The sequence below is a fragment of the Ruegeria sp. BG8 genome, assembly GCF_056538325.1.
This window is the reverse complement of record NZ_JBQFSZ010000019.1, coordinates 1-22,526: the sequence shown is the minus strand read 5'-3', so window position 1 is coordinate 22,526 and position 22,526 is coordinate 1. Positions and strand designations below refer to the sequence as shown.

Annotated in this window: 24 protein-coding genes; 15 read left to right on the top strand and 9 right to left on the bottom strand. The window is 55.0% G+C overall.

All coding sequences use genetic code 11. The annotated features are described in order from the left end of the window. The first annotated feature begins 344 nt into the window (after nt 1-344). From ACR0DG_RS21200 to ACR0DG_RS21165, 8 genes are all read left to right on the top strand, one after another. Nucleotides 345-1,337: a S1 family peptidase gene (locus ACR0DG_RS21200; RefSeq protein WP_480707329.1), complete on the top strand. Its 993-nt coding sequence runs from the start codon at nt 345-347 to the stop codon at nt 1,335-1,337. A gap of 93 nt (nt 1,338-1,430) precedes the next feature. Further along, complete coding sequence (locus tag ACR0DG_RS21195) at nt 1,431-1,598, top strand: hypothetical protein (protein ID WP_480700457.1); 168 nt, start codon at nt 1,431-1,433, stop codon at nt 1,596-1,598. Continuing rightward, nucleotides 1,591-1,782 carry a hypothetical protein gene (locus ACR0DG_RS21190; RefSeq protein ID WP_480700456.1) on the top strand — a complete coding sequence of 64 codons (192 nt, stop codon included), beginning with the start codon at nt 1,591-1,593 and terminating at the stop codon, nt 1,780-1,782. Before ACR0DG_RS21195 ends, ACR0DG_RS21190 begins: the two co-directional genes overlap by 8 nt. 37 nt (nt 1,783-1,819) lie before the next feature. After that, complete coding sequence (locus ACR0DG_RS21185; protein ID WP_480700455.1) at nt 1,820-3,130, top strand: DUF6538 domain-containing protein; 1,311 nt, start codon at nt 1,820-1,822, stop codon at nt 3,128-3,130. Then, on the top strand, nt 3,019-3,537 hold the full coding sequence (locus ACR0DG_RS21180; RefSeq protein ID WP_480700454.1) for a primase-helicase family protein: 519 nt from the start codon (nt 3,019-3,021) through the stop codon (nt 3,535-3,537). The genes ACR0DG_RS21185 and ACR0DG_RS21180 overlap by 112 nt, the downstream gene beginning before the upstream one ends. A gap of 172 nt (nt 3,538-3,709) precedes the next feature. Beyond that, on the top strand, nt 3,710-3,877 hold the full coding sequence (locus ACR0DG_RS21175; RefSeq protein WP_480707327.1) for a hypothetical protein: 168 nt from the start codon (nt 3,710-3,712) through the stop codon (nt 3,875-3,877). Further along, the gene (locus ACR0DG_RS21170; RefSeq protein WP_480700452.1) at nt 3,877-4,047 is read left to right on the top strand and encodes a hypothetical protein; all 171 of its coding nucleotides are present in this window, start codon (nt 3,877-3,879) and stop codon (nt 4,045-4,047) included. The genes ACR0DG_RS21175 and ACR0DG_RS21170 overlap by 1 nt, the downstream gene beginning before the upstream one ends. A gap of 637 nt (nt 4,048-4,684) precedes the next feature. Continuing rightward, nucleotides 4,685-5,047, top strand: coding sequence for a hypothetical protein (locus tag ACR0DG_RS21165; protein WP_480700451.1), 363 nt, complete (start codon nt 4,685-4,687; stop codon nt 5,045-5,047). Nucleotides 5,048-5,128: 81 nt separating this feature from the next. Here the strand turns inward: ACR0DG_RS21165 and ACR0DG_RS21160 are convergent, their stop codons facing one another. Then, on the bottom strand, nt 5,129-6,442 hold the full coding sequence (locus tag ACR0DG_RS21160; protein WP_480700450.1) for a PQQ-dependent sugar dehydrogenase: 1,314 nt from the start codon (nt 6,440-6,442) through the stop codon (nt 5,129-5,131). A 277-nt stretch (nt 6,443-6,719) separates the two neighbouring features. Beyond that, a complete protein-coding gene (locus tag ACR0DG_RS21155; protein WP_480707325.1) occupies nt 6,720-7,265 on the bottom strand; it encodes a DUF6647 family protein in 546 nt (181 codons plus the stop codon). 97 nt (nt 7,266-7,362) lie between these two features. Between ACR0DG_RS21155 and ACR0DG_RS21150 the strand changes: the two genes are divergently transcribed. From ACR0DG_RS21150 to ACR0DG_RS21130, 5 genes are all read left to right on the top strand, one after another. Next, a complete protein-coding gene (locus ACR0DG_RS21150) occupies nt 7,363-8,271 on the top strand; it encodes a LysR substrate-binding domain-containing protein (RefSeq protein ID WP_480707323.1) in 909 nt (302 codons plus the stop codon). Next, the gene (locus tag ACR0DG_RS21145; RefSeq protein ID WP_480700448.1) at nt 8,195-8,998 is read left to right on the top strand and encodes an adenylate/guanylate cyclase domain-containing protein; all 804 of its coding nucleotides are present in this window, start codon (nt 8,195-8,197) and stop codon (nt 8,996-8,998) included. The genes ACR0DG_RS21150 and ACR0DG_RS21145 overlap by 77 nt, the downstream gene beginning before the upstream one ends. A 138-nt stretch (nt 8,999-9,136) precedes the next feature. Beyond that, nucleotides 9,137-9,304 carry a hypothetical protein gene (locus tag ACR0DG_RS21140; RefSeq protein ID WP_480700447.1) on the top strand — a complete coding sequence of 56 codons (168 nt, stop codon included), beginning with the start codon at nt 9,137-9,139 and terminating at the stop codon, nt 9,302-9,304. After that, the gene (locus ACR0DG_RS21135) at nt 9,297-10,358 is read left to right on the top strand and encodes an integrase (protein WP_480700446.1); all 1,062 of its coding nucleotides are present in this window, start codon (nt 9,297-9,299) and stop codon (nt 10,356-10,358) included. The genes ACR0DG_RS21140 and ACR0DG_RS21135 overlap by 8 nt, the downstream gene beginning before the upstream one ends. Next, entirely contained in the window at nt 10,355-10,477 is a 123-nt protein-coding gene (locus ACR0DG_RS21130) for a hypothetical protein (protein WP_480700445.1), read from the top strand. The genes ACR0DG_RS21135 and ACR0DG_RS21130 overlap by 4 nt, the downstream gene beginning before the upstream one ends. A 733-nt stretch (nt 10,478-11,210) precedes the next feature. On the opposite strand, the gene ACR0DG_RS21125 is transcribed toward ACR0DG_RS21130, so the two are convergent. The 7 genes from ACR0DG_RS21125 to urtA all read right to left on the bottom strand — a co-directional run bounded on the left by ACR0DG_RS21125 (nt 11,211) and on the right by urtA (nt 17,805). After that, nucleotides 11,211-11,540: an FmdB family zinc ribbon protein gene (locus ACR0DG_RS21125; RefSeq protein ID WP_480700444.1), complete on the bottom strand. Its 330-nt coding sequence runs from the start codon at nt 11,538-11,540 to the stop codon at nt 11,211-11,213. A 68-nt stretch (nt 11,541-11,608) separates the two neighbouring features. Next, entirely contained in the window at nt 11,609-12,838 is a 1,230-nt protein-coding gene (fmdA, locus tag ACR0DG_RS21120) for a formamidase (protein WP_480700443.1), read from the bottom strand. A gap of 36 nt (nt 12,839-12,874) precedes the next feature. Further along, the gene (gene urtE / locus ACR0DG_RS21115; RefSeq protein ID WP_480700442.1) at nt 12,875-13,564 is read right to left on the bottom strand and encodes an urea ABC transporter ATP-binding subunit UrtE; all 690 of its coding nucleotides are present in this window, start codon (nt 13,562-13,564) and stop codon (nt 12,875-12,877) included. 9 nt (nt 13,565-13,573) lie between these two features. After that, nucleotides 13,574-14,326, bottom strand: a complete 753-nt coding sequence (urtD, locus tag ACR0DG_RS21110; RefSeq protein WP_480700441.1) for an urea ABC transporter ATP-binding protein UrtD — start codon at nt 14,324-14,326, stop codon at nt 13,574-13,576. Nucleotides 14,327-14,330: 4 nt separating this feature from the next. Then, nucleotides 14,331-15,461: an urea ABC transporter permease subunit UrtC gene (urtC, locus tag ACR0DG_RS21105; protein WP_480700440.1), complete on the bottom strand. Its 1,131-nt coding sequence runs from the start codon at nt 15,459-15,461 to the stop codon at nt 14,331-14,333. Nucleotides 15,462-15,474: 13 nt separating this feature from the next. Next, entirely contained in the window at nt 15,475-16,401 is a 927-nt protein-coding gene (gene urtB, locus ACR0DG_RS21100) for an urea ABC transporter permease subunit UrtB (protein ID WP_480700439.1), read from the bottom strand. Nucleotides 16,402-16,518: 117 nt separating this feature from the next. After that, entirely contained in the window at nt 16,519-17,805 is a 1,287-nt protein-coding gene (gene urtA / locus ACR0DG_RS21095) for an urea ABC transporter substrate-binding protein (protein WP_480700438.1), read from the bottom strand. A gap of 251 nt (nt 17,806-18,056) precedes the next feature. Between urtA and ACR0DG_RS21090 the strand changes: the two genes are divergently transcribed. Next, nucleotides 18,057-21,416 (top strand): hybrid sensor histidine kinase/response regulator, encoded by a 3,360-nt coding sequence (locus ACR0DG_RS21090; RefSeq protein ID WP_480700437.1) that lies wholly within the window; start codon nt 18,057-18,059, stop codon nt 21,414-21,416. Beyond that, nucleotides 21,413-22,366 carry a response regulator gene (locus ACR0DG_RS21085; protein WP_480700436.1) on the top strand — a complete coding sequence of 318 codons (954 nt, stop codon included), beginning with the start codon at nt 21,413-21,415 and terminating at the stop codon, nt 22,364-22,366. The genes ACR0DG_RS21090 and ACR0DG_RS21085 overlap by 4 nt, the downstream gene beginning before the upstream one ends. Nucleotides 22,367-22,526 lie beyond the last annotated feature (160 nt).

The window sequence follows — 22,526 nt, the reverse complement described above, 5'->3', positions numbered from 1 at the left end:
CACCCGAAAACACTGGGGCATAAATGGGGGCATTTCTCGGAGGGTTGAGCTCCAAGAGCCTAGTCTCGTTCCATGTTCCGATGAACTGGCTGGGGTGGTAGGAATCCTTGCCGTCAGATGATTGTTATCGGCTTTTCCAACCGGTGACCGAAACAGGGGCGATTTCGGGGGCATTTCGGGGGTGAGCACGGGGCATTTTGGCTGCTTGAGAGGTCGCTAGGGTCTGCTAGCAGATGCCGACGAGACCGCTAGATCGACCGCTCAGGACGGCTGACAGGGCCGCTAGAGGGCGTCCACTGGTGCTGACGAGGCGTTCCGAGTGGTCGCTAGTGCTGGTGGGTTGGGTGGGGGTTGGCTCTTTCAAACAGCTGCATTTTTTTCAATATTACGAAAGGTTAATCATTGATGGAATTGCAATAGTGGCAACTTGCTGGATTAGTGTTCGTACTCTGGAATCTGAAGTAGAGGGGCGCGTTGACTGGACTCTGGCCCCGAGCGGAAACGCCGATTCCAACGAAACCTTCTTTCCTGTGGACGACCCATTTAACATTAGAAAAGCCGTTGTTCCGTTGTTTTACGCCGGGCGCAATGGCGAACTCACGGGACTAGCGACCGCGTTCGGCTTAGACGCCAACGGCCTTTTGCTGACAGCAGATCACGCTATCTCAGATTTTCGCCAAGACTCGGAATTGTCTGTATCCGACAGACTATCACCGCAATTTGAATATTTCGGTGAAATGTCAATAGTCGCTTTTTTGTCGCCCGGAGCGATTTTCGGTACGCCTCATGTTTCTCAAGATTACTTCGCTTCAGTTGCTTCGGCGCGTGCCCCAATAAAAGAAGGTGATGATCCGATGAAGGATCTGCGTGGAGAGCCAAATTTCGATACAGCGGACGTCGCTATACTGCGTATGCATGAGCTTAGAAAAGAGCTTCATACGTTTCGCCTTCAGTTCGACGCTTCAGTGCCCAGAATTGGAGACCGGGTCGTGGCTGTTGGGTTTCCGGGATTACAAGTTCGAAAGGGCCGAACGACTGATTCATGTGCTTTGATCAGGGAAGGTATGTATGCCTCCTATGGGACAGTTATTGACCTTCACCCTACAGGCCGCGACCGAACCAACCAGACCCCAGTATTTGAAGTAGACGCACATTGGCCTCCAGGGATGAGCGGAGGGCCAGTTTTTAACGAAGACGGAGCGGTAATCGGCCTTGTTAGTAGGTCATTGCAACGTAACGGAGATCATTCTGGGGTTGGTTGGGCAACTTGGATTTCGTCTCTTCCAGAGCTAGAAAACTCCATTCGCGAAGCGAGAGGACAATCGGATACGGGCTAGATCGAAATTACCGAGATGTCGTGTTCTGTTGGACGCAACAAACCGAGCAACTTCCTGCATCTAAATAAAGAAGTAACTGCAGGAGTTTGATCCATGAAGTACCTGTCTGCCCTCGGCGTTCTCGTCGGGGGTTTTCTTTTGCACCCACCGCCCAAGGCCGTCCTGACGACGATGCTCTGGGTGGTCTCTCGGTCTCACCCCGCTGTCTCAGCGCTGGTTTTGCTCGCGGTTCTCTGGACGTGGAGGCCCACCGATGACTGAACTGGAGCTAAACCCCGGCGATGTCGTGGTCGTCCGCGCCTTTGATGACGTTCCTGAGCATCTGTTCCGCGTGGAAGAGGTTTTTGAGGACTGCGTGACCGGCTTTGCTGTCACCGGTCCACTGGCTGGGTCCTACGGCGAACCGGCAATCGAGATGATCCGGCGGGTTGTCTCAACCAACTGACCCTATCCCAAATTCCAACGCTGAAAGGAGGAGATTGATGTCTGCTCACATTCGCTATGCCTATCTGAAGGGCCATACGTGGCTGTATAGACGCAACTATCCCGTTGACGTGGCTCTCGCGCTGGGCGCTCAGGCGCTGAAGCAGAGCCTCAAGACCAGTGATCGCAACGTCGCTCGCGTCCGAGCCGCTGAAGTCAATGCTCGGTTCGAAACGCTGGTGGAACAGGTCCGATCGCAGGCGGAAAACGCCTTGTCTGTCCCAGAGAACACCTCTGACGTTCCTGATTGGGTTGACCAACCGGAGTCGTCTCTCGTCCGTCTCCGGGCCACTCTGGAGGACTCTGGATGCAATCTGGAGCGGTCTAAGTTCGCCAGACCATCAGCGCCAGTGAAAGTGCCGGTTCGTGAGTTAAGCCGGGCCTATCTGAACAAGCGCAGTAACGAACTACGACCCAGCGGGTTCAAATCGGTCCGATACTCTGTCGGGTTGTTCTCCAGCCGATATGCTGACCAGCCGGTTTGCAGTTTATCCAGAGCAGACGGACGGGAGTTTCTGTCCGCTATAGCCCAACTCTCTCCGATGATCGGCAAGTCCGAGCGGACCCGTGGGCTGACCCTGGACCAATTAGTCGAGTACTCGTCTCGGGGATCGGTGACCATCACAGCCAGAACCCAGCGGCGGATCTGGTCTCAGGTCAATCACTTCCTCGACTGGATGGTCTATGAGGGGCATCTGGAACAGAACCCCTTCCGGACTGTTCTCTTCGACCGGAAGGTTCGTCCTAAACCCTATGCGGTCCCGACTGATGATGAAGTCGTGCAACTACTGGAAGCCAAGGACAGGGAGTTACATCCGGTTCTGCTGACCTGCCTGTTGACAGGAATGCGAGCGGGGGAAGCGGTTGGGTTACTCCGGGAAGACCTCGTGGCCAAGGGCAACCTCGGTTGCTTCGTTCATGTGCAGCCCAATGAGCTGAGACTGCTGAAAACCGATGCAGCGGAGAGACTGGTTCCGGTTCATCCGGTGCTGGATGAGACGTTCCGTCAACTGCCTGCTTCTGGCCCTCTGTTTCCTGACCTGACCGTGGCGCACGTCACCTCGCGGTCACGGACTCTGATAAGACTATATTCGATCGGTTTCTTGAACGGATCTTTCGCCACGAGGTCGACCGCCGCGTCGTCAAAGACTGGATCTCATGGGATCTTCAGAAAGAGGCTGAGAAACTGGCTTGGGCTTTGTTCTTCTATTCCCGCCATAAAGGGACAGGTAAAAGTACCCTCTGCACCCTCATCACTAAGCTGTTCGGGGAGGAAAACTCGATCACGCAAAACAGCGTTGCCAAGCTGACTGGGAAGTTCAACAAGCCGATCCTGGACAGCAAGTTGGTGGTGTCAGAAGAATTGCAACTGAAGCCGGATTCACCGCAAGGGAACACGCTAAAGACTTACATTACGGAACGGGTGACGGTCTCGGAGGCCAAGGGGAGAGAGGTTGAAAAGGTCGATCAGTGCTGCTGTTTCGTCTTCACAACCAACCATCTTCCGCTCTGGATTGAGGGTGGTGACCGTCGTTACTACGTGGTCGAGGTTGATCATGATGGGCATGCTTCTGGTCCTGAGGCGGATGACTTTGGAAACTTCATAGGTGAGTTCAATGCACGGATGGACCAACCAGAGAATATTGCACGACTGTATAACGGGTTGATGAAGCACTGTCAGTCGAACGAGTTCAACCCTCGCTCTCTGAATCTGTAACTGATCAAGACACCGGTCATGCAACAGATCATGGGTGCGTCTCGGGAGGTGCTTTTGGTTCGGCTGGAGGAGCATCTCAACGAGCTCAGACGTTTTGCGATCCCTCAAGAAAAACTGGTCAAAAATCTTCACTCAAGTTCTTCAGGCGAAACAGAATCGCATTCGCTACATGATGACGGAACTTCGTTGGCGTGCGGCGAACGTGAAGTGGGGTGGCATCGAATATGCTCGAGCTGTCTGGGTTCATCCCGACTATCAGGTTGCTGGTGGTCGAGTGAGAGAGCTGGATGGCTGTGACGAACCCATCGACCAAGACCAAGACGAAGTGAAGATCATCTGATGAGAGAACTTTTGTTCATTTCAATGGATCGGCATCAAGAATGGTACACGGATCTATTCGCCAATCATTGCCAAGAAGCCAGTCAGAAAGTGCAGGAGTTGTTTGATGACATGGAAGAAGATGAAAACGATTGTTGGGTAACTCCGACAATCGAGCCAGGGAAACTATGATTCCGAGGAGAATTGGAACGAGCATACAGGTTCGTCTATTGCATCACTCACAGGCTCGCCGCCACCCGCCATCAGGTAATCCGGGACCGCTGTCATAACCGTCGCTGTGTGAACCCGTGTCATCTGGCTATCGGTGATCGCGGTGATAACCTTGAAGATGAGCTTGATCGACAGGCGAACGGGGTCGTTGGGATATGCTATAGTCCTGTGGCTATGCAGAAATCTCGATTGTAAACCAGCCAACCCGTCTCTCCCGCAACGTGGGAGGGGCACACCGAAGAACCCGCTATAGCTGATAGCGGGTCGTTTGGGTGCTGGGGGCATTCCCGGCGGATCACATTTCTTTCTTTTGGCCGAAAAAGCAGGGGCTAACTGCAGGCGGGTGAACGGCCAAGGCGTGCACTAATCATACATTGACATTGGATGCTCCCATGACAGCTTTATGGAAGTAGTGCATTAAACATAGATTGGTGCAGTTTCTTAAGTTGTCACGAGGCCCCGTCGATCAACAGAATGCAAATTTGCGTCTGGGCTGCCGCTCTCATATTTTGAAAATGTTTCGTCTACCGGGTAAAGGCAGGTCCGCCTGTTGCATTTGAGATGAACTTTAGGAGCAAGCCGCTAGGAGAGCGTCCGAATGACTACGCCGAGATTGCTTGGTATTTGTGCCGTTATCTTGCTCGGCGCAACAAAGGTGTCCGCCGAGCAAAATGGCGAACCACCAAAGTCAATTGCCTGTTCACAGGAACCCGACGGACCACTTGATCAATGCAGCTATCTCGTCAAGCGCGATGAGAATGGAAAAACGACAATGACGGTCGTCTTTGCGAACAGCTTCAAGAGGGAGCTTTACTTTGAGGATGGTAAATTTCTGCGCGCAAACGTGACGATGTCTGGTGTTGGCACAGATACCGACTGGAGCCTGAAGGACGGCATGCATGTCATCAGGGTTGAGCGCCAGCGATATGAAATGCCCGAAACGTTGTTGGCGGGTAATTAGTCCAAGCGCACTGTTGCAATGACAGACGCGCTAAAATGTTGCCCGCGCCAGGGAGATGGCACGGGCATTATTGTTGAAAACCTACTTCAGGCTTTCTGCCGTTATTTTATGGATTTCGCCCGAATCCGTCGCAACGTACAAGGCGTTGTCCGGGCCCATAACAAGCCCGCGGAACCGATCAGAAAATCCGAGCGGCATCCGCGTGATCCCATTAATGCCCAAGCCGTCAGGTGTAAGGCTGATCATGTCAATTCTTGACCCTTCTGGCGTGTCGCCGAATGCGATACCCATAATTCCGACTGCCAGGCGACCCTCGTAAATACCCCAATTGTCACCCTTGATGAAGGCGGCGGAACCGGTGCCTTGCGAAAACCCGTTGTTGTTCCAAGACGCAGGCATCAGGTCTTCGAAGCGCGTGTCGCTCATCGGCGTAAAGGCTGCACGCAGGGCTGGATCCATGGCATCCTTCTGGTTCGGCTCGTATCCACAGTACTCGTCTGGGCATTCACCTCGACCACCTGTGTTCTGAGCCGGATCCCATCCAGCATTGCCACCGTTTACGAGCGCGGTGATTTCATCGTTGTGCCAAGGGCCATGTTCTGCCGTGAAAGCTTTCCCATCGCTGGGGCGGAAATCAATACCCTGAACGTTTCTGTGCCCGTAAGTGTAGATACGCTTGTCAAAACCTTCAGGAGGATTGTTGTCGGGATGGGCGTTTCCATCACCATCAATCCTCAGGACTTTGCCACACAAGAGCGTTCCATCCTGCGGACAAATCCCCCTGTGACGATCTCCGCCCGCGACCCAGAGATAGCCACCGGGCCCAATCCGAATTCTACCACCATTATGGGCACCTGGCCCGCCAAAGGGCTGATCCGAGTCAAACGGCTTATATTGGATATCTGTGACAATATCAGTTCTGTCAGACACGCTCTGCAAGTCGTCGCTAACAGTGAATTTCATCACGATGTTACCGTCGCACTTCTCAAAATTGGTCTTGCAGCCATCACCGTGATACTTGGATGAGGTCGAATAGACGTAAAGCGTACGGTTTTTCGCGAAATGGCGATCTGCTACGACCCCAAGCATCCCGGCTTGTCCCTCGCAGAAAAGATCACTCCCGGCATCCGCGTACCCCTCGGTGTCCTTCATGCCGTAAAGCGCGTTCACAGTGCCATCCGGCGTTCTTACAGAAAGGCCGTCGCATTTTTCCGTGAAGAACATCGTACCGTCCGGCAAGAAAGCCATATCCCAAGGAGAGTCCAGTTCTCCTAAAACAAGGGATGTAGTGATCTTGGGCACGTCCATCGCGCTTTGATGCCCGTCTGACCACGCAGCGGACGCCGTCGTTATCACACTTAGTGCCACGGCAGCAGGTATGAACTGATTTGTCATAGTATCCTCCCAATACTTACTCATATTTGTGTAATGAGTGAGTAATGGTCGGCCTAATGTCGCTATCGGGTCAAGGAAAAGCTTGTTTGGCTCGACGAAGTGCCTTCGCAATAAAACTGTGAACACTGTCGGTAAGAGATGGGGGTATGATCGAATTAACTTTTGTTTTAGAAATGTTTACCAGAATTTTCGGCACTTTTAGGTGAACTGAAACCTCTTCGCAAAGGGTTGGAACACGCTTTTTTGACCCCATTTGGGAACCCACAAGGTGCCATGATTAGTCGGGATGAACGTCCCGACGATTGCACCCAGCCTCCAGTACGACCGCAATCCAGTTAACTTTTGCCCGGAGACCACGTACGCGAAGCCAATCATCCTGAAGGCGATAGGCCGCATCTTCCTGAGCACCGGGACAATAATAATGCTGGGAAACCTGTCTGGCATGTACGAGTTCGTGAAGGAGGACGCTTGCGTCGTGTGGGTTCTTCCGATCCCAGGGCTGGATCAAATAGATTGTTGACGTGCCCGGATCAAAGAGTCCCCGAGTTCCTACAGAAGTGGATGCCGGTAAGCCTTGAAGAGTTGCCGCTATAGACGAGCTAATGAGCTCAATCGTCGGGCTTGCCTCCGGGCGTTGTAAGCTCGTGTTTTGATCGAGCCACGCGTTTAAATCCTCTGCCAGCTCTGTGATGCTTTCCGCGTCGCGCCATTCCGGTTCCGGATCGAGAGGCTCGATCGTGTCCGCCCAAGCTGAACCGGCAAACATCACCAATGCCACCAACCAAAGGCTGGCGGGATAAGGGCCAAGCATAATGCTCTCCATCTTCGATTTTTGGAACTCTTTGGAAATATGCTAGGCTTGAGCCAAGGATCGTGCAAAAGGCGATTTTTCATGTTAGCATGAAAGGAATTCACAACCTTTGGGACGAAAACTTCCACCATTTGCCGCAGTTCGTGCTTTTGAAGCCGCCGCTCGGCATTTGTCGTACACAAAGGCCGCGGAAGAGCTTTGCCTTTCACCCTCTGCGATCAGTCATCAGATCCGTTCCTTAGAGGAATATCTAGATACTAAGCTGTTCGAACGTCGCAAGAACAAGATGCAGCTGACTCTGACGGGGAATGCCTACGCGGGGAAAATGACGTCGCTCCTAGACGTTTTCGAGGCAAGTACTGTGGACGCGGCAGAGGCCACAAGGCAGTCACTTCGCGTTCTTTGCACGCCGGGATTTGCAGCGCGTTGGCTTTTGCCAAGACTAAACAGGTTTATCGAACCGTCGGCCATCAGGCTTCGCGTATCTGTCGGAGCTCCGTCGACGGATTTTCACTCTAATGACGCCGATGTCGTAATTGGTTGGGCAAATGATCCGGTTGCGGGTGCCGAAGTTGTGCCTTTGATGCAATCTGGCAGATATCCGGTTGCGGCTCCAAGCTACATACGTGAGCATTGCATTAAATCCCCTGAAGATTTGCGCAGTGTCACATTGATGCACGATGAAACAATGGACCAATGGGCGGAATGGTTCTCTGCTGCAGGCGTCGAAGCACCGAATTTTCCGAGAGGGCCGGAGTTTCCCAACTGCGAACTTGCGACATCAGGCGTCGAGCAAGGACTCGGAGTATCGCTTGCTTATGACATAGTGGTTCGGGAAACTGTCGCGTCAGGTCGCCTGGTCCGCCTTTTCGAAGCAGTCACCATACCTTTCGTAATCTACTCATTTGTATGCCAACGCAGCCGTTCGTCTGAACCACTGATTGCCGCATTCCGAGAGTTCGTGTTCAGCGAAGTTGAGACCGACGGACAACCGTCTTTCACGGTCGTCGCGGGGTAGCCTGAGTTTCCTGACGGTATCTCGAAGCAGTCGTTGGTCTAGACTATTCTTCTCCGACATCGTTGATTTTTCCGAAATCACGGATCAGCTCGAAGCTGAGGAACTGACCTCTTTACTGAACGAATACCTGTCGGAAATGTCTAAAATCGCACTGCAGCATGGCGCATATTTCGACAAGTTCATCGGTGATGCCATGATGCTGTACTTTGGCGAGTCCGAAAGCCTTGGCGCTAAGGAAGATGCCGCCGCCTGCGTTCGGATGGCGATTGACATGCAACGCAGCCTGAATGATTTGCAAAAGGGATGGCAGCGCAAAGGATTGATTGATCGCCCATTTCGCGCACGCATAGGTATCAACACCGGCTACTGCACAATCGGCAATTTCGGTTCAGATGATCGGATGGATTATACCGCGATTGGACGAGAAGTGAATCTTGCTGCAAGGCTTGAGGCTGAGTGCGATCCAGGAGGCATCTTGCTGGCAGCAGAAACCTATTCTTTGGTGAAAGATTGGCTAACCGTTGAGGAGCGTGAGCCGGTTCAGGTGAAAGGGTTTCAGAATCCCGTCCGTACTTACGCTGCGACCACAATCTACGAAGGCGTAGCACCAGAAAGCTGCATCATCCACGAGGAGGATGCGGGCTTTTCCCTTACTGTGGATCGGAGATGCATAAGTGCCGAAGCCATCCGTCGATTAAAGTCTATTGTTTCTAATTTGGACGATTAGGGCACACACGGCGATCCGCTTTGGCGGCTCAGTCCGCGACCCGCCATTCACCGTCCCACCATCCAACGTCCGGTCCCCCCCAGAAAACCGAGAGAAACCCTGCATCTAAATAAAGAAGTAAATGCAGGAGTTTGATCCATGAAGTACCTGTCTGCCCTCGGCGTTCTCGTCGGGGGTTTTCTTTTGCAACCACCGCCCAAGGCCGTCCTGACGACGATGCTCTGGGTGGTCTCTCGGTCTCATCCCGCTGTCTCAGCGCTGGTTCTGCTGGCGGTTCTCTGGACATGGAGGTCTGACGATGACTGAGCTGGAACTGAACCCCAGTGACGTCGTGGTCATCCGCGCCTTTGATGACGTCCCTGAGCATCTGTTCCGCGTGGAAGAGGTGTTCGAAGACTGCGTGACCGGCTTTGCTGTCACTGGCCCACTGGCTGGTGCCTATCTGAACAAGCGCAGTAACGAACTACGACCCAGCGGGTTCAAATCTGTCCGGTACTCTGTCGGGTTATTCTCCAGCCGATTTGCCGATCGTTCTGTTTGCAGTTTATCCAGAGCAGACGGGCGAGACTTCCTGTCCGCAATAGCCCAACTGTCCCCGATCATCGGCAAGTCGGAGCGGACTCGTGGGCTGACCCTGGACCAACTGGTCGAGTTCTCGTCTCGGGGGTCGGTGACCATGACAGCCAGAACCCAGCGACGTATCTGGTCTCAGGTCAATCACTTCCTCGACTGGGTGGTCTATGAAGGGCATCTGGAGGTCAATCCGTTCCGAACTGTTCTCTTCGACCGAAAGGTGCGCCCTCAACCCTATGCCGTTCCGACTGACGATGAAGTCGTGAGACTGCTGAGAACCAAAGACCGTGACCTGCATCCGGTTCTACTGACCTGTCTGCTATCAGGAATGCGAGCGGGGGAAGCGGTTGGGCTACTCCGAGAAGACCTCGTGACCAAGGGCAACCTCGGTTGCTTCGTTCATGTTCGACCTAACCAACTGAGACTGTTGAAGACCGATGCAGCGGAACGTCTGGTTCCGGTTCACCCGGTGTTGGATGAGACGTTCCGTCAACTGCCTGCTTCTGGCCCTCTGTTTCCTGACCTGACCGTGGCGCATGTCACCAAGGGTTTTGTGAGACTGAGACGTCGACTGGGGCTGAAGCGACCGGGACTGGTGTTTCACTCGACCCGCAAGTGGTTCATCACCCAGTGTGAGCGAACAGGTGTCCCTGAGCACTTCAAGGCGTCTCTGGTTGGTCACCAATCGGCACGGTCGGAGAACGGGATCACCTACGGTATCTACTCGGCTGGCATCAGTGACGAGCAGCGTCGGTCAATCGTCGATCAGATAAGACTTCCGGTATGAGTTTCCCTGACATCGACGCGTTCGAGGAGCGAGCTGCTATTGCCGAATACGATGGCGGTTGCACCCGTAAGGCAGCGGAAGATCTGGCTGCCCGGGCCCAAGGGTTTCCCGACCCATAAGGTATTCGCCGTATTCTTCATGTTACGTGCGGCAAGTCATATCGTGACTTGGAAGAGATCGTGCATTAGCGAGGCGTCGTGCTGGATCATATATCGCAGAATGGCGGGGCCCCTGGAATGGGCTTAGCCGCTGAAGTAATACGACTTTATAAGGGTCGAGCGGCCAAGCCTGGGTAATGGATGAAACGTGCATCAAAGTCATAGGCGCGTAGATCTATCTCGGTTTGGCTGAAAAAAAGCTTAACAAAACCCTGGATAGCGTGCTGTCTGCGCGGCGAAAAAGCCTACCGGCATCGCGGCTATCAACAAAATGCGCAGAGGCGTTGGTAGCTCCATCTAAATACTAGCCGCTAGGCAGACGTATCTGAGCAATATCGCGGAACAGCATCACGGTTTCCTTAAAAGACGAACATGCCCGATTGGGAAGCATTTGCATGGGGCAAAGCAACGTTTGCAAGAATCGAAGTGCCGCGCACGATCCTTAAGGATCATTTTGCACCCGGAAACTGTTTTTCGGAAAATTAGCTGAGCTGGCCAGTTAACGCCGTCGAAACCGCTGATAACTTTAGTCGTAGAGATTGATGCTAACTTAGAGCCAGCCCCAATCGATGACTTAGGATAAGTAAAGTCGGTCTACCAAAACTCGTAGTGAAGGGTGTGAGACACAAACGCTGGTCACATGACGACTAGTTATCTATTATCATTGTTCTTAATCCATCTTTCGCGGCGCTGTTCAATGCGAAATCATCCATGGTCGCGCAGTTGGGAAACTCTTTGATCCATCAGGCCTGTGAAGCGTGCGCCCTGATTTGGCTTTCCCCGAACAACACCCACATCCGGGGCCATGAGTCCGCGTCGATTTCGGTTCATGTCGGCTTTTTTCATTCGTGGAGAAGGCGACTTTGCGCGCGCTGTCCATATTGGCAAAGGTCGGGGCCTGCAAAAGAACGCGCTTGGCTGAGGCACCGCAATCAGGGCAATCGCACGGCTTGTCAAAGTCCGCCATCGCCACACGTTCCGTAAACGGGCCGCAGTCTTCGCACATGTAGTCATAAAAAGGCATCAGTGGTTCCCAGTCTGAGTCTGAAATTTAGATAGGCGGTTTAGCGGGCCGCTAGGGCCCGCCAGAGTTTACAGGTCTGGCGCAAGCGGTATATCGACCGACCCATCCAAGTGTTTCGTGGGCCCTTCGCTGCCGGGCATGATGTCAAAGTCGAAAATATCATTTGGCAGCCACAGCGTGGCGCAGGCATTCGGGATGTCGACAACACCCGAAATGTGTCCCTGTACCGGGGCCGTACCCAGGATCGCATAGGCCTGCGCGCCGGTGTATCCGAATTTCTTGAGGTACTCGATCGCGTTCAGACAGGCCTGTCGATACGCAATATGCACATCCAGATAATGCTGTTCGCCTTGCTCATCGACCGATATCCCCTCGAATATCAGGTAGTCATCATATTTCGGCGTGATGGGAGACGGTTTGAAGATCGGATTTCTGATCCCGTATTTCTCCATCCCGCCTTTAACCAGCTCCACCTGAATATGCAGCCAACCCGCCATTTCGATCGCGCCGCAGAAGGTGATCTCGCCATCACCTTGCGAGAAGTGCAGGTCACCCATGCTGAGCCCGGCGCCGTCCACGTAAACCGGGAAATAGCAGGTCGACCCACGGCTGAGGTCTTTGATGTCGCAATTGCCGCCATGTTCACGCGGGGGAACGGTGCGCGCAGCTTCGGCTGCGGCGGCGTCTCGGTCCTCGCCCTTCATGCCACCCATATGTGCGGATTGCGTGTTAGGAAGCGCCGCTAGGGGCGGTGTCCGGTCCGGGTTGGTGTCGAACAGCGCCTTTTCCCGGCTGTTCCACATGTCCAGCATTTTGCGATCCGGAAGGCAGCCGATCAGACCGGGGTGGATGAGCCCCGCGTATTTCACCCCCGGCACGTGGCGCGATGAGGTGAACATGCCGTGGAAATCCCAGATGGATTTTTGCGCCTCAGGGAAGTGTTCCGTAAGAAAGCCGCCGCCATTCTGTTTCGAGAAAAAGCCGTTGAAGCCCCAGTTCATCTCTTCCTTGGCACCGATATCAAGGATGTGGACTTTCAGCAGATCGCCCGGTTCGGCCCCTTTGACGCCAATTGGCCCGGACAGGTAGTGGACTTGCTCAAGCTCGACATCCCGCACATCGGCGGCGTCATCGTCATTTTTGATCTGACCACCGGTCCAATCGTAGGTCTCGATCTTGAAATCGTCACCGGGTTCGACCCAGACCGCGATGGGGATGTCAGGGTGCCAGCGATTGTGGATTTTTTCATTCGTATGCGGGCTTTCCGAGAGATCAACGGAAATCAGCGTGTCTGTCATAGTTCAACTCCATTTGGGTAGTTTGGTTTGCTGGCGTCAGACGGAAAGGAATCTGGCGACTTTGGCTTCGTCGATGCTGTCCCTTGGGCTGTCGTGGACAAAGGCACCGTTTTCGATCACGACCACGCGGTCGGCGACATCCAAAGCAAAGCTCAGCACCTGCTCCGACACGACTATGGACAACCCCTTTTCGTCGCGGATGCGGCGCAGGGTTCGGGCCATTTCACGAATGATCGACGGCTGTATCCCCTCGGTCGGTTCATCCAGCAGCAACACCTTGGGCTTTGAGGCCAGCGCCCGCGCGATGGCAAGTTGCTGCTGCTGACCACCCGAAAGGTTCCCGCCCCGGCGGTTTTTCATCTCAAGGAGGACGGGAAACAGCTCATAGATATCTTGCGGTACGGCGCGGTCTCCGGTCACGGTCAGACCGGTTTCAACATTCTCTTGTACGGTCATCGACGAAAAGATCATCCGCCCCTGCGGGACATAGGCCAGCCCATCGGCCACGCGTTGATGCGGTTTGCCCTTTGTGACTTCTTTGCCGTCCACGCGGATCGTACCGGCGCTTGGCGACAGGATCCCCATCAGGGATTTCATCAGCGTGGTTTTACCCATGCCATTGCGGCCCATGATGGCGACGATTTCACCCTGCGCCACGTCCAGATCCAGCCCGTGCAGCACCTCGCTGGCGCCATAACAGGAACGAAGTTCAGAAATGTTCAGCATGGCGACCTCTCAATGACCCAGATAGACTTCGACGACTTTGGGATCGTTCTGGACATGGTCCATCGACCCCTCGGACAGCACTTTGCCCTGATGCAGAACGGTGACCCGCGAGGCGATATCGGCGACAAACCCCATGTCATGCTCGATCACGATGACCGAGCGATCAGCGATGATACGGTTCAGCAGCTCGGCGGTTTTTTTGCGCTCGGCAACGGACATGCCCGCCACCGGTTCATCCAGCATCAAAAGCTCGGGGTCCTGGATCAGTAGCATCCCGATCTCAAGCCACTGCTTCTGACCGTGGGACAAATAGGCAGCTTTCTGGTGCAGCTGGTCCTTGAGGAACACCATCTCGGCGATCTCTTCGATCCGGGCCAGAACATCCGGATCGCGTTTGAAAAACAGCGCGCCGAACACGCCGTGACCTTTGGGATAAGACAGTTCCAGATTGGCAAAGACAGACAGGTCCTCGTACACAGACGGGGTCTGAAACTTGCGTCCGACGCCGGCATGCACGATCTGATCCTCGCGCATTTTCAAAAGGTCCTCGCCCTTGAACGCGACCGAGCCCGAGGTCGCCTTGGTGCGACCACAGATCAGGTCCAGCACGGTTGTCTTGCCCGCCCCATTGGGGCCGATGATGACCCGGCATTCATTGGGTTCGACGTAAAAGGACAGGTCGTTGACCGCCTTGAAGCCGTCAAAGGACACGGTCAGCCCTTCAACCATCAGGACATAGTGGGGGTTGTTCATATCCAGCATGATCTTACTCCGCAGGGGCAGTGCTTGGCGCGGTACGGGGGGCCCGACCGATGAGTTTCAACAGACGAGGCTCGATCCGTTCCGCCCAGACCCCGGCAAGCCCGTTGGGGAAAGCCATGACGACGGCAATGAACAACGCGCCAAGCCCGATCAGCCACAATTCAGGAAAGGTTTCTGAGAATGAGGTCTTGGCCCAGTTCACCAGCAACGTGCCCCAGACCGCGCCCAGAATGGACAACCGCCCACCGACAGCGGCAAAGATCACCATTTCGATCGACGGGACGATGCCGATAAAGCTGGGCGACATGAAGCCCACCTGCAGGGTGAACATCGCCCCCCCGATGGCCGCAAACCCGGCGCCAAGGCAAAACACGAAGATCTTGAAGTTGGCCACGTCATAGCCCGAGAACCGAACGCGATCCTCCTGATCGCGCATCGCGATCAAAAGGCGGCCCAGCTTGGACCTGCGCACAAACTGCGCAGCCAGCAGAACCGCGAACAGCAACGCTCCGTTCACGAAATACAGGATTGTTTTTGCACTGTCGGTGCGGATGTCCCACCCGTGCAAGGTCCGCAGGTCGGTGATGCCGTTGACGCCTCCGGTAAAGCCTTGTTGACCGATGATCAGGATTGTCAGAATGGCGGCGATGGCCTGCGTGATAATGGCGAAATAGACGCCCCCGACCCGGCGGCGGAACATGGCGACGCCGATGATAAAGGCGAACAGGACCGGCACGACGACGACCGCGATCAGGGTAAAGGCGAACGAGTTGAACCCCTCCCACCACCACGGCAATGCGGTCAGTTGGTTCCAGTCCATGAAGTCCGGGATGCCGGGGGTGGATTGGATGGACGTGTTTTCTGGGCTGGATGCCTCAAGCTTGAGGAACATTGCCATGCAATAGCCGCCCAGCCCAAAAAAGACCCCCTGCCCCAGCGACAGGATACCGCCCACGCCCCAGCACAGAACCAACCCTACCGCGACAAAGGCATAAGACAGGTACTTGCCGAAAAGGTTCAGGCGAAACGGTTCCAGCGCCACAGGAAAGATCACAAAGATCGTGACGGCCAGGATCGCAAAGCCGATGATGTCGCGCCGGGTCATGAAGCTGTGTTTGAAAGTTTGCGTGTCCATTGAAACCTCCGGTTCACTTGCGCAGCTTGAGGGCGAACAGGCCCTGCGGACGCAGCATCAGGATGCCAACCACGGTTAGCAGAGTGAGAACCTTGGCCATCGAGCCGGACAGGAAGAATTCCAGAATGGACTGCGCCTGCGAGATCGAGAAAGCCGAAGCGATCGTACCCAACAAGCTGCCTGCTCCGCCGAAGACCACGACGAGGAATGTGTCGACGATGTAAAGCTGCCCTGCAGTCGGGCCGGTCGATCCGATCATCGTAAAGGCCGACCCGGCGACACCCGCCACGCCGCAGCCGATGGCAAAGGTCATCCGGTCGGTCCAGGCTGTGTTGATGCCCACCGCGTCCGCCATCTGACGGTTGTTGTTGATGGCCCGCACCTGCTGTCCCCAGCGCGAGCGATACAGCATCACGTAAACCGCCACCGAGATTCCAAGCGCCAGAACCATGACGAAAATCCCGTTTATCGGAACCTCGATCAGGTCCGTCAGGGGCAACGATCCCATCATCCAGTCCGGGATGGTGACCCCGACCTCGCGCGCGCCAAAGACCGAGCGGTAGACCTGCTGCAGGATCAGGCTCAGCCCCCATGTGGCCAGAAGCGTGTCCAGCGGTCGTTTATAAAGGTGGCGGATCAATGCCCACTCGACCAATATCCCTAAGGCCCCCGCCGCAACGAAGGCCAACGCCATGGCGATGAAAAAATAGATCGAGAACAATGCCGGCATGTAGTCGGCAAACAGGTTCGATGTCAGATAGGTGACATAAGCCCCAAGGATCATGAATTCGCCATGGGCCATGTTGATGACCCCCATCTGGCCAAAGATAATCGCCAGCCCAAGGGCCATCAGGACGAAGACGGAAAAGAGGATGAGACCGGCAAAGCCCTGCATCGCGAAAATCGCGACAAGCTCGCTGGAGGAATAGTCGGAGAACATGCGCAACCTGCTGAGATCTGTGAAAGGGTTGCCCGCACTGGCGCGTATTGGACCTCGGACAGCGCGGGCTGTTGGAACGCAGGTGGCGACAGAAAGGCCGCCACCAGGTCGGAGTTCTTATTGGTAGCCTTCCGGGAACGGATCAGGCTCAACCAGATCGGCGGTTTCAAAGACGACCTCGTACTGGCCGTCCGCCTGAGCGCGACCAACGCGGGTTTTAGACCACAGGTGGTGGTTGTCATGCACTTTGACATACCCTTCGGGGGCCGATGTCAGCTCAATCCCCGGCGAGGCTTCGCGGACTTTGTCCACGTCAAACGAGCCTGCCTTTTCAACGGCGGCCTTCCAGAGCCACGGACCAAGATATGCGGCCTGCGTCACATCGCCGATGACGATGTCGTCACCCCACATCTCTTTGAATGCATCCACAAAGGCCAGGTTGTTGTCGTTTTCCAGCGATTGGAAATACTTCATGCAGGCATAGGCGCCTTCGATGTTTTCACCGCCGATGCCGCGGATTTCATCCTCGGTCACCGAAATGGTCAGAACGATCGGGCCTTCTTCGGTGGGATCGATACCGGCAGCCTTTAGCTGCTTGTAGAACGCAACGTTCGAGCCGCCGACGACGATTGCGTAGATGACGTCAGGCTTTCTCAAACGGATTTTGTTGATGACCGAGTTAAACTGCGTATGACCCAGCGGGTAATATTCCTCACCCACAACCTTACAGCCGTCCATGAAATTCTCGATATGCTTTCGCGCGATCTTGTTCGAGGTGCGCGGCCAGATGTAGTCCGAGCCTAGCAGGTAAAAGGTCTTGGCCCCTTTTGTCTGATTGACCCAATCCAGACCCGCGATGATCTGCTGCGTGGCTTCTTGCCCGGTGTAGATCACGTTGGGGCTTTCTTCGAGGCCCTCATAGAAGGTCGGATAGTAGAGGAAGCCGTTATACTGTTCGAACACGGGCAGAACAGCCTTGCGAGAGGCGGACGTCCAGCACCCCATGACCGAGGCGACCTTGTCCTGAACCAAAAGCTTCTTGGCTTTTTCAGCAAATGTCGGCCAGTCCGAGGCCCCGTCTTCCTGAATGTATTCGATCTTGCGCCCCAGAATGCCGCCCTGCGCGTTGATCTGGTCAATCGCCAGTTTCTCGGCCTGAACCGAGCCGGTTTCGGAAATTGCCATCGTCCCGGTGACCGAGTGCAGGATGCCAACCGTGACAGTGTCATCTGTCACCGCAAGACCGGTCGTATTCACGACGTCAGTTGGAAAATCCTGCGCGCGCAGACCTTTGGGCATGAACAGCGATGCTGTCATTGCCGCACCGCCTGCAAGTACAGCGCGGCGGCTAAAAGCCCCTTTTTGAGCGTTTCTTGTGCTGTCGGAATTGTCAGACTTGGTCACGAATGCCTCCTTTTCGGTCGTTTCGTGGTTGCGTAAGAACTGTTTGATCCCCCAACGCTGACAAAAAATGCTGCACTGCAGTATACGTCAAATGACGTATGTGGATGCGTGTTTTGCCCCGTTAGGATGGGCGCGAAACAGACAAAGGCGATAGGACCATAGCGAACTCCTCACCTGGTTCTGGGTCTTCTCCGGTCACGTAAGTGCCGCAGAACAACCGATCACAGTCGTGTCGGTAATGGAGGTGATAATTGGTCGTTTACAGCGCCACGGGCGGACGCCGGAGCTACAACCGCTGGGTCGCCAATGAAACTATGGAAGACTTCGCCCTGCGGTTCACTGCCCGCAGGACACGGCGCTGGTCTTATGGCCGGGTGGCCAATACTGCGCTTGGCTCGATCTCATTTCTGGCGCTCGAGGCCATCGGCGGCGCGATCACCCTGACCTATGGGTTTGATGCGGCCATAATCGCGATCATGCTGGCCGGGCTCATCCTGTTTCTGACCGGATTACCCATCAGCTATTACGCGGCCCGATACGGGGTCGATATTGACCTTCTGACCCGAGGTGCAGGGTTCGGCTATTTCGGATCGACAATCACGTCGCTTATCTACGCGTGTTTCACGTTCATATTCTTTGCGCTAGAGGCCGCGATTCTAGCCTTTGCACTGGACTTCTGTTTTGGAATCCCGGTCGCGCTTGGCTACCTTCTTGCGGCTCTGGCCGTTATTCCGCTGGTCGTAAACGGGTTCTCCAAAATCTCGGCCTTTCAGGCGTGGACGCAGCCGCTTTGGATCGTCTTGCACGCACTTCCATTTATTCTGTTGGCCCTGAACGGCACCAGCCTGTCCGAGTGGAAGGACTTTGTCGGAACACGCGGCACCGAAGGTCCCACAATCATGATGGTTGGCGCGGCGATGGGCGTCGTGCTGTCGCTGATTGCACAGATCGGCGAACAGGTCGATTTCCTTCGCTTCCTGCCAGAACCCAGAACTGCAAGCGAACGCCGCCGCTGGTGGCTTGCCCTCTTGTCGGCAGGACCCGGCTGGTCCGTTCTGGGCGTCGCAAAGATGCTTGCCGGATCGTTCCTTGTGACATTGGTACTTTCAGCTGGAATTTCGACCCAGCAGGCGACCGACCCCACCCGCATGTATTACGTTGCTTTCGAGATGGTATTGCCATCGACAGCTCTGGCGGTCGTCATAACGGCGGTCTTCGTAATTTTATCGCAAATGAAGATCAACGTGACGAATGCCTATGCCGGATCGATTGCATGGTCGAATTTCTTTGCCCGGCTGACGCATACACACCCGGGGCGCGTGGTGTGGCTGGTCTTTAACGTCAGCATTGCGCTGATGCTTATGGAACTAGGTGTGTTTCACGCGATCGAGATGATTCTTGGCCTGTACAGCCACGTCGCGCTGGCCTGGATCGGGGCGTTGGTGGCCGATCTGGTGATCAACAAACCGCTGGGGTTGAGCCCCAAGGGAATCGAATTTCGCCGCGCTCACCTCTACGACGTCAATCCCGTCGGTATCGGTGCTATGCTGGCCGCAGCTATTCTGTCCATTCTCGCCCGGCTTGGAGCATTCGGGGCCATGGCCGAAAGTCTTTCGGCACTGGTGGCTTTGGTGGTTGCTCTGGTTGCCGCCCCGCTGATCGCGTGGGCGACGGGTGGCAAGTACTACATCGCGCGCCCGGTCCCAAACCGTTGGAATCAGTCGGATGCGACACCCGAGCAGAAAGAAGCCGGGCAAGTCGCGAAATGCTGCGTTTGCGAGTTCCGCTTTGATCGCGAGGACATGACAGATTGCCCCTTCTATTCAGGCCCGATCTGTTCACTTTGCTGCACACTGGACGCCTCGTGCCGGGATGCGTGCAAACCGCACGCGCGGTTGGACCAAACGGTCACTCGCAACATGAAAAAATGGCTGCCCGCGCATGCCTATACCGCCCTGACTTCGCGCGTGTTTGTGTTTTTGGTGTCATCCGCGATACCCATTTCGATATCCGCGGTCTTGCTTTTGCTCATTCGGGCGAATGCGGATCGCCCCGAGTTTGACGCGGTTCTGGCCATCATCTTCTGCAGCGTCATGATCGTGACCGGTATCCTTGTCTGGACATCCATCCTGACAAAAGAAAGCCATAACAAAGCCCGGAGCGAAGCCGATATCCAGACCCGGCGGCTATTGCGCGAAGTCCGGGCGCATGAACGAACGGACGCCGAGCTTCAGGCGGCCAAGGAAAAGGCCGAGGCCGCGAACCTTGCAAAAACGCGCTATATGGCTGGCATCAGCCACGAACTGCGTACACCGCTGAACGCGATCTATGGGTATTCTCAAGTTCTTGAACGGGACCGAAGCTTGCCGGAAAACCGTCGTGATGCTGTCGTTGCGATCCGGCGCAGCTCGGAACATCTGGCGGGGCTGATCGAAAACCTTCTGGATATTTCCAAGATCGAAGCAGGACGGTTGGAGATTCGCCGCGACAGGATCAACCTTTCCGGCTTCCTAAATCAGATATCCGCCATTTTTGAGAGGCAAGCGCGAGAAAAAGGTCTGAACTTCACCATCCGGACCGAAGGGAATCTGCCCGAATGGATCGACTTTGACGAAAAGCGCCTGCGGCAGATCCTGATCAACCTTCTGTCGAATGCCTTCAACTATACGCCGCATGGCTCGGTCTCGCTTTCGCTGTCCTATCGAAACGAAGTCGGCCGCTTTGATATCTCAGACACCGGAATAGGGATCGACAAGGACGTCGTGGACCGAATTTGGAAACCGTTCGAGCGGCTGTCCAAACGCAACGCCAATGGCTCGGGGTTGGGGCTGACAATAACGCGTCTGCTGGTAGAAGTACTGGGCGGTGAGATCACGGTCCAAAGTGCACCCGGACGCGGAACCGCCTTCACAGTCAGGTTGATGCTGCCGTCCGTGGCCGATACCAGCGCGCAAATCAGTACCCGCAGCGGACCGGATTGCTTTGCGGCCAAAGGGTATTCCGGCCCGCGCAAGGTCATCATGGTTGTTGATGACGATACCAATCACCTGAACCTGGTCGAAACGGTTCTGCGACCGATGGGTTTTCTAGTGCACTCTTGCAAGGACGTGGAAACTGCACTGGCTGCGTTAGGAGATTTGACGCCTGATCTCTTTCTTCTGGATATCGACATGCCCGAGGTCACGGGATGGGAAATGGCGGAATATCTGCGATCACAGAAGCAATACCGCGCCACACCCATCATAATGCTTTCGGGCCATGCGCTGGAAGCACGCCAACCGGCGACCCGCGATGGGTTATACGACACGTTCATTGTCAAACCCTACTCTCTGACGGACCTCATCGCCCGAATAGCGCAATACCTGAAAATCGACCTCATTTTCGCCGAAGGCGCCGAACCACCCCAGCAGGCGCGCCCTCTGTCGGATGAGGCGATACAAAGGATGCTGAGTTTCGCGGAAATAGGCCATGCTTCTGGTTTGAAACGAGAGATCGCAGCCCTGCGCCGGGACAAATTGCTCGACGATCTGCAATTCGCAAACATAGAAACGCATCTTGTTGAATATGATTTCGCGGCCATCACCAGGCTGTTGAAAAGGGCGAGCGCGTGAACACAAGTCTGAGAAAGGGCATTACCGTGGCGAACTATATCGTTCTTGTGATCGACGATGCACCTGAAACACTGGGCATGGTCAGCGATGCGCTTGAAGATGAAGGTATGACAGTCCTTGTTGCGCGGTCCGGGGCAGAAGGCCTCAGCCTGGCGCAACGGGTACGCCCTGACGTCATTCTGTTGGATGCTATGATGCCGGAAATGGACGGGTTCGAAACGTGCCGAAGACTTAAAACCTCGCCTACATCAGAGGCCGCTCCAGTCATATTCATGACTGGCTTAACCGACAGCGAGCACTTACGGGAAGGTCTCGACGCAGGCGGCGTTGATTACATCACCAAGCCGGTCGTCGTGGATGAGTTAATAGCCCGCATCGCGCGACACGTAATGAACGCCCGGGCAATTCAATCGGCACGCACGGCATTGGAATATTCGGGACAATCCATCATTGCCGTTTCGCGCAACGGCCATTTTTCCTGGGGAACACCCCGATCTTTGGCGATGCTGGACGATACCTCAGATGACCCGCTGTTTGTCGCGGGTCAAGCCGCCCCGGCTTTTCGCAAATGGCTGAATGAGGTGGCTCGGTTACCTGTTTCCCAAGGCTTTTTATTCCAGCATGGTGGAACAACTTTTTTTCTCATAGGACAATCCGAAGAAGAAATCCTTTTGCAGCTGAACAAAGCTTCCAACACGTCCAACGAACAAAAATTGGAAAACTCATTCGGTCTGACCATGCGCGAAGCCGAAGTTCTTTTGTGGTTGTCTTATGGAAAGACGAACCGCGATATTGCCGACATTCTGTCCGTAAGCGCGCGCACGGTGAACAAACACCTCGAACAGATCTTTCATAAACTGGGCGTCGACAACCGAACCTCAGCCGCCGTCAAAGCAGATCGCGTCCTTCAAAACGAAGGGGCGCTAGCCGGACCGATTGTACGCACGTAGCCATAATGCCTGTTCTGAAGTTTTAGGCGCAGGCACTGTTCCTCGCGGAAACCATCATCCATCACCGTCAAGATACGGAACCTTCAGGATGCAGCGAAAGTGTCGGATAGGAAATCCAGAGACCAGTGCTCGCCGGGTCTCAAAGCCTTGGGCATCGGTG

Bases quoted from the DNA above. Each gene is read 5' to 3' on its own strand.
- ACR0DG_RS21195 (WP_480700457.1), top strand. From the start codon at position 1,431: ATGAAGTACCTGTCTGCCCTCGGCGTTCTCGTCGGGGGTTTTCTTTTG.
- ACR0DG_RS21190 (WP_480700456.1), top strand. From the start codon at position 1,591: ATGACTGAACTGGAGCTAAACCCCGGCGATGTCGTGGTCGTCCGCGCC.
- ACR0DG_RS21185 (WP_480700455.1), top strand. From the start codon at position 1,820: ATGTCTGCTCACATTCGCTATGCCTATCTGAAGGGCCATACGTGGCTG.
- ACR0DG_RS21175 (WP_480707327.1), top strand. From the start codon at position 3,710: ATGACGGAACTTCGTTGGCGTGCGGCGAACGTGAAGTGGGGTGGCATC.
- ACR0DG_RS21170 (WP_480700452.1), top strand. From the start codon at position 3,877: ATGAGAGAACTTTTGTTCATTTCAATGGATCGGCATCAAGAATGGTAC.
- ACR0DG_RS21165 (WP_480700451.1), top strand. From the start codon at position 4,685: ATGACTACGCCGAGATTGCTTGGTATTTGTGCCGTTATCTTGCTCGGC.
- ACR0DG_RS21160 (WP_480700450.1), bottom strand. From the start codon at position 6,442: ATGACAAATCAGTTCATACCTGCTGCCGTGGCACTAAGTGTGATAACG.
- ACR0DG_RS21155 (WP_480707325.1), bottom strand. From the start codon at position 7,265: ATGGAGAGCATTATGCTTGGCCCTTATCCCGCCAGCCTTTGGTTGGTG.
- ACR0DG_RS21140 (WP_480700447.1), top strand. From the start codon at position 9,137: ATGAAGTACCTGTCTGCCCTCGGCGTTCTCGTCGGGGGTTTTCTTTTG.
- ACR0DG_RS21135 (WP_480700446.1), top strand. From the start codon at position 9,297: ATGACTGAGCTGGAACTGAACCCCAGTGACGTCGTGGTCATCCGCGCC.
- ACR0DG_RS21130 (WP_480700445.1), top strand. From the start codon at position 10,355: ATGAGTTTCCCTGACATCGACGCGTTCGAGGAGCGAGCTGCTATTGCC.
- ACR0DG_RS21125 (WP_480700444.1), bottom strand. From the start codon at position 11,540: ATGCCTTTTTATGACTACATGTGCGAAGACTGCGGCCCGTTTACGGAA.
- fmdA (WP_480700443.1), bottom strand. From the start codon at position 12,838: ATGACAGACACGCTGATTTCCGTTGATCTCTCGGAAAGCCCGCATACG.
- urtE (WP_480700442.1), bottom strand. From the start codon at position 13,564: ATGCTGAACATTTCTGAACTTCGTTCCTGTTATGGCGCCAGCGAGGTG.
- urtD (WP_480700441.1), bottom strand. From the start codon at position 14,326: ATGCTGGATATGAACAACCCCCACTATGTCCTGATGGTTGAAGGGCTG.
- urtC (WP_480700440.1), bottom strand. From the start codon at position 15,461: ATGGACACGCAAACTTTCAAACACAGCTTCATGACCCGGCGCGACATC.
- urtB (WP_480700439.1), bottom strand. From the start codon at position 16,401: ATGTTCTCCGACTATTCCTCCAGCGAGCTTGTCGCGATTTTCGCGATG.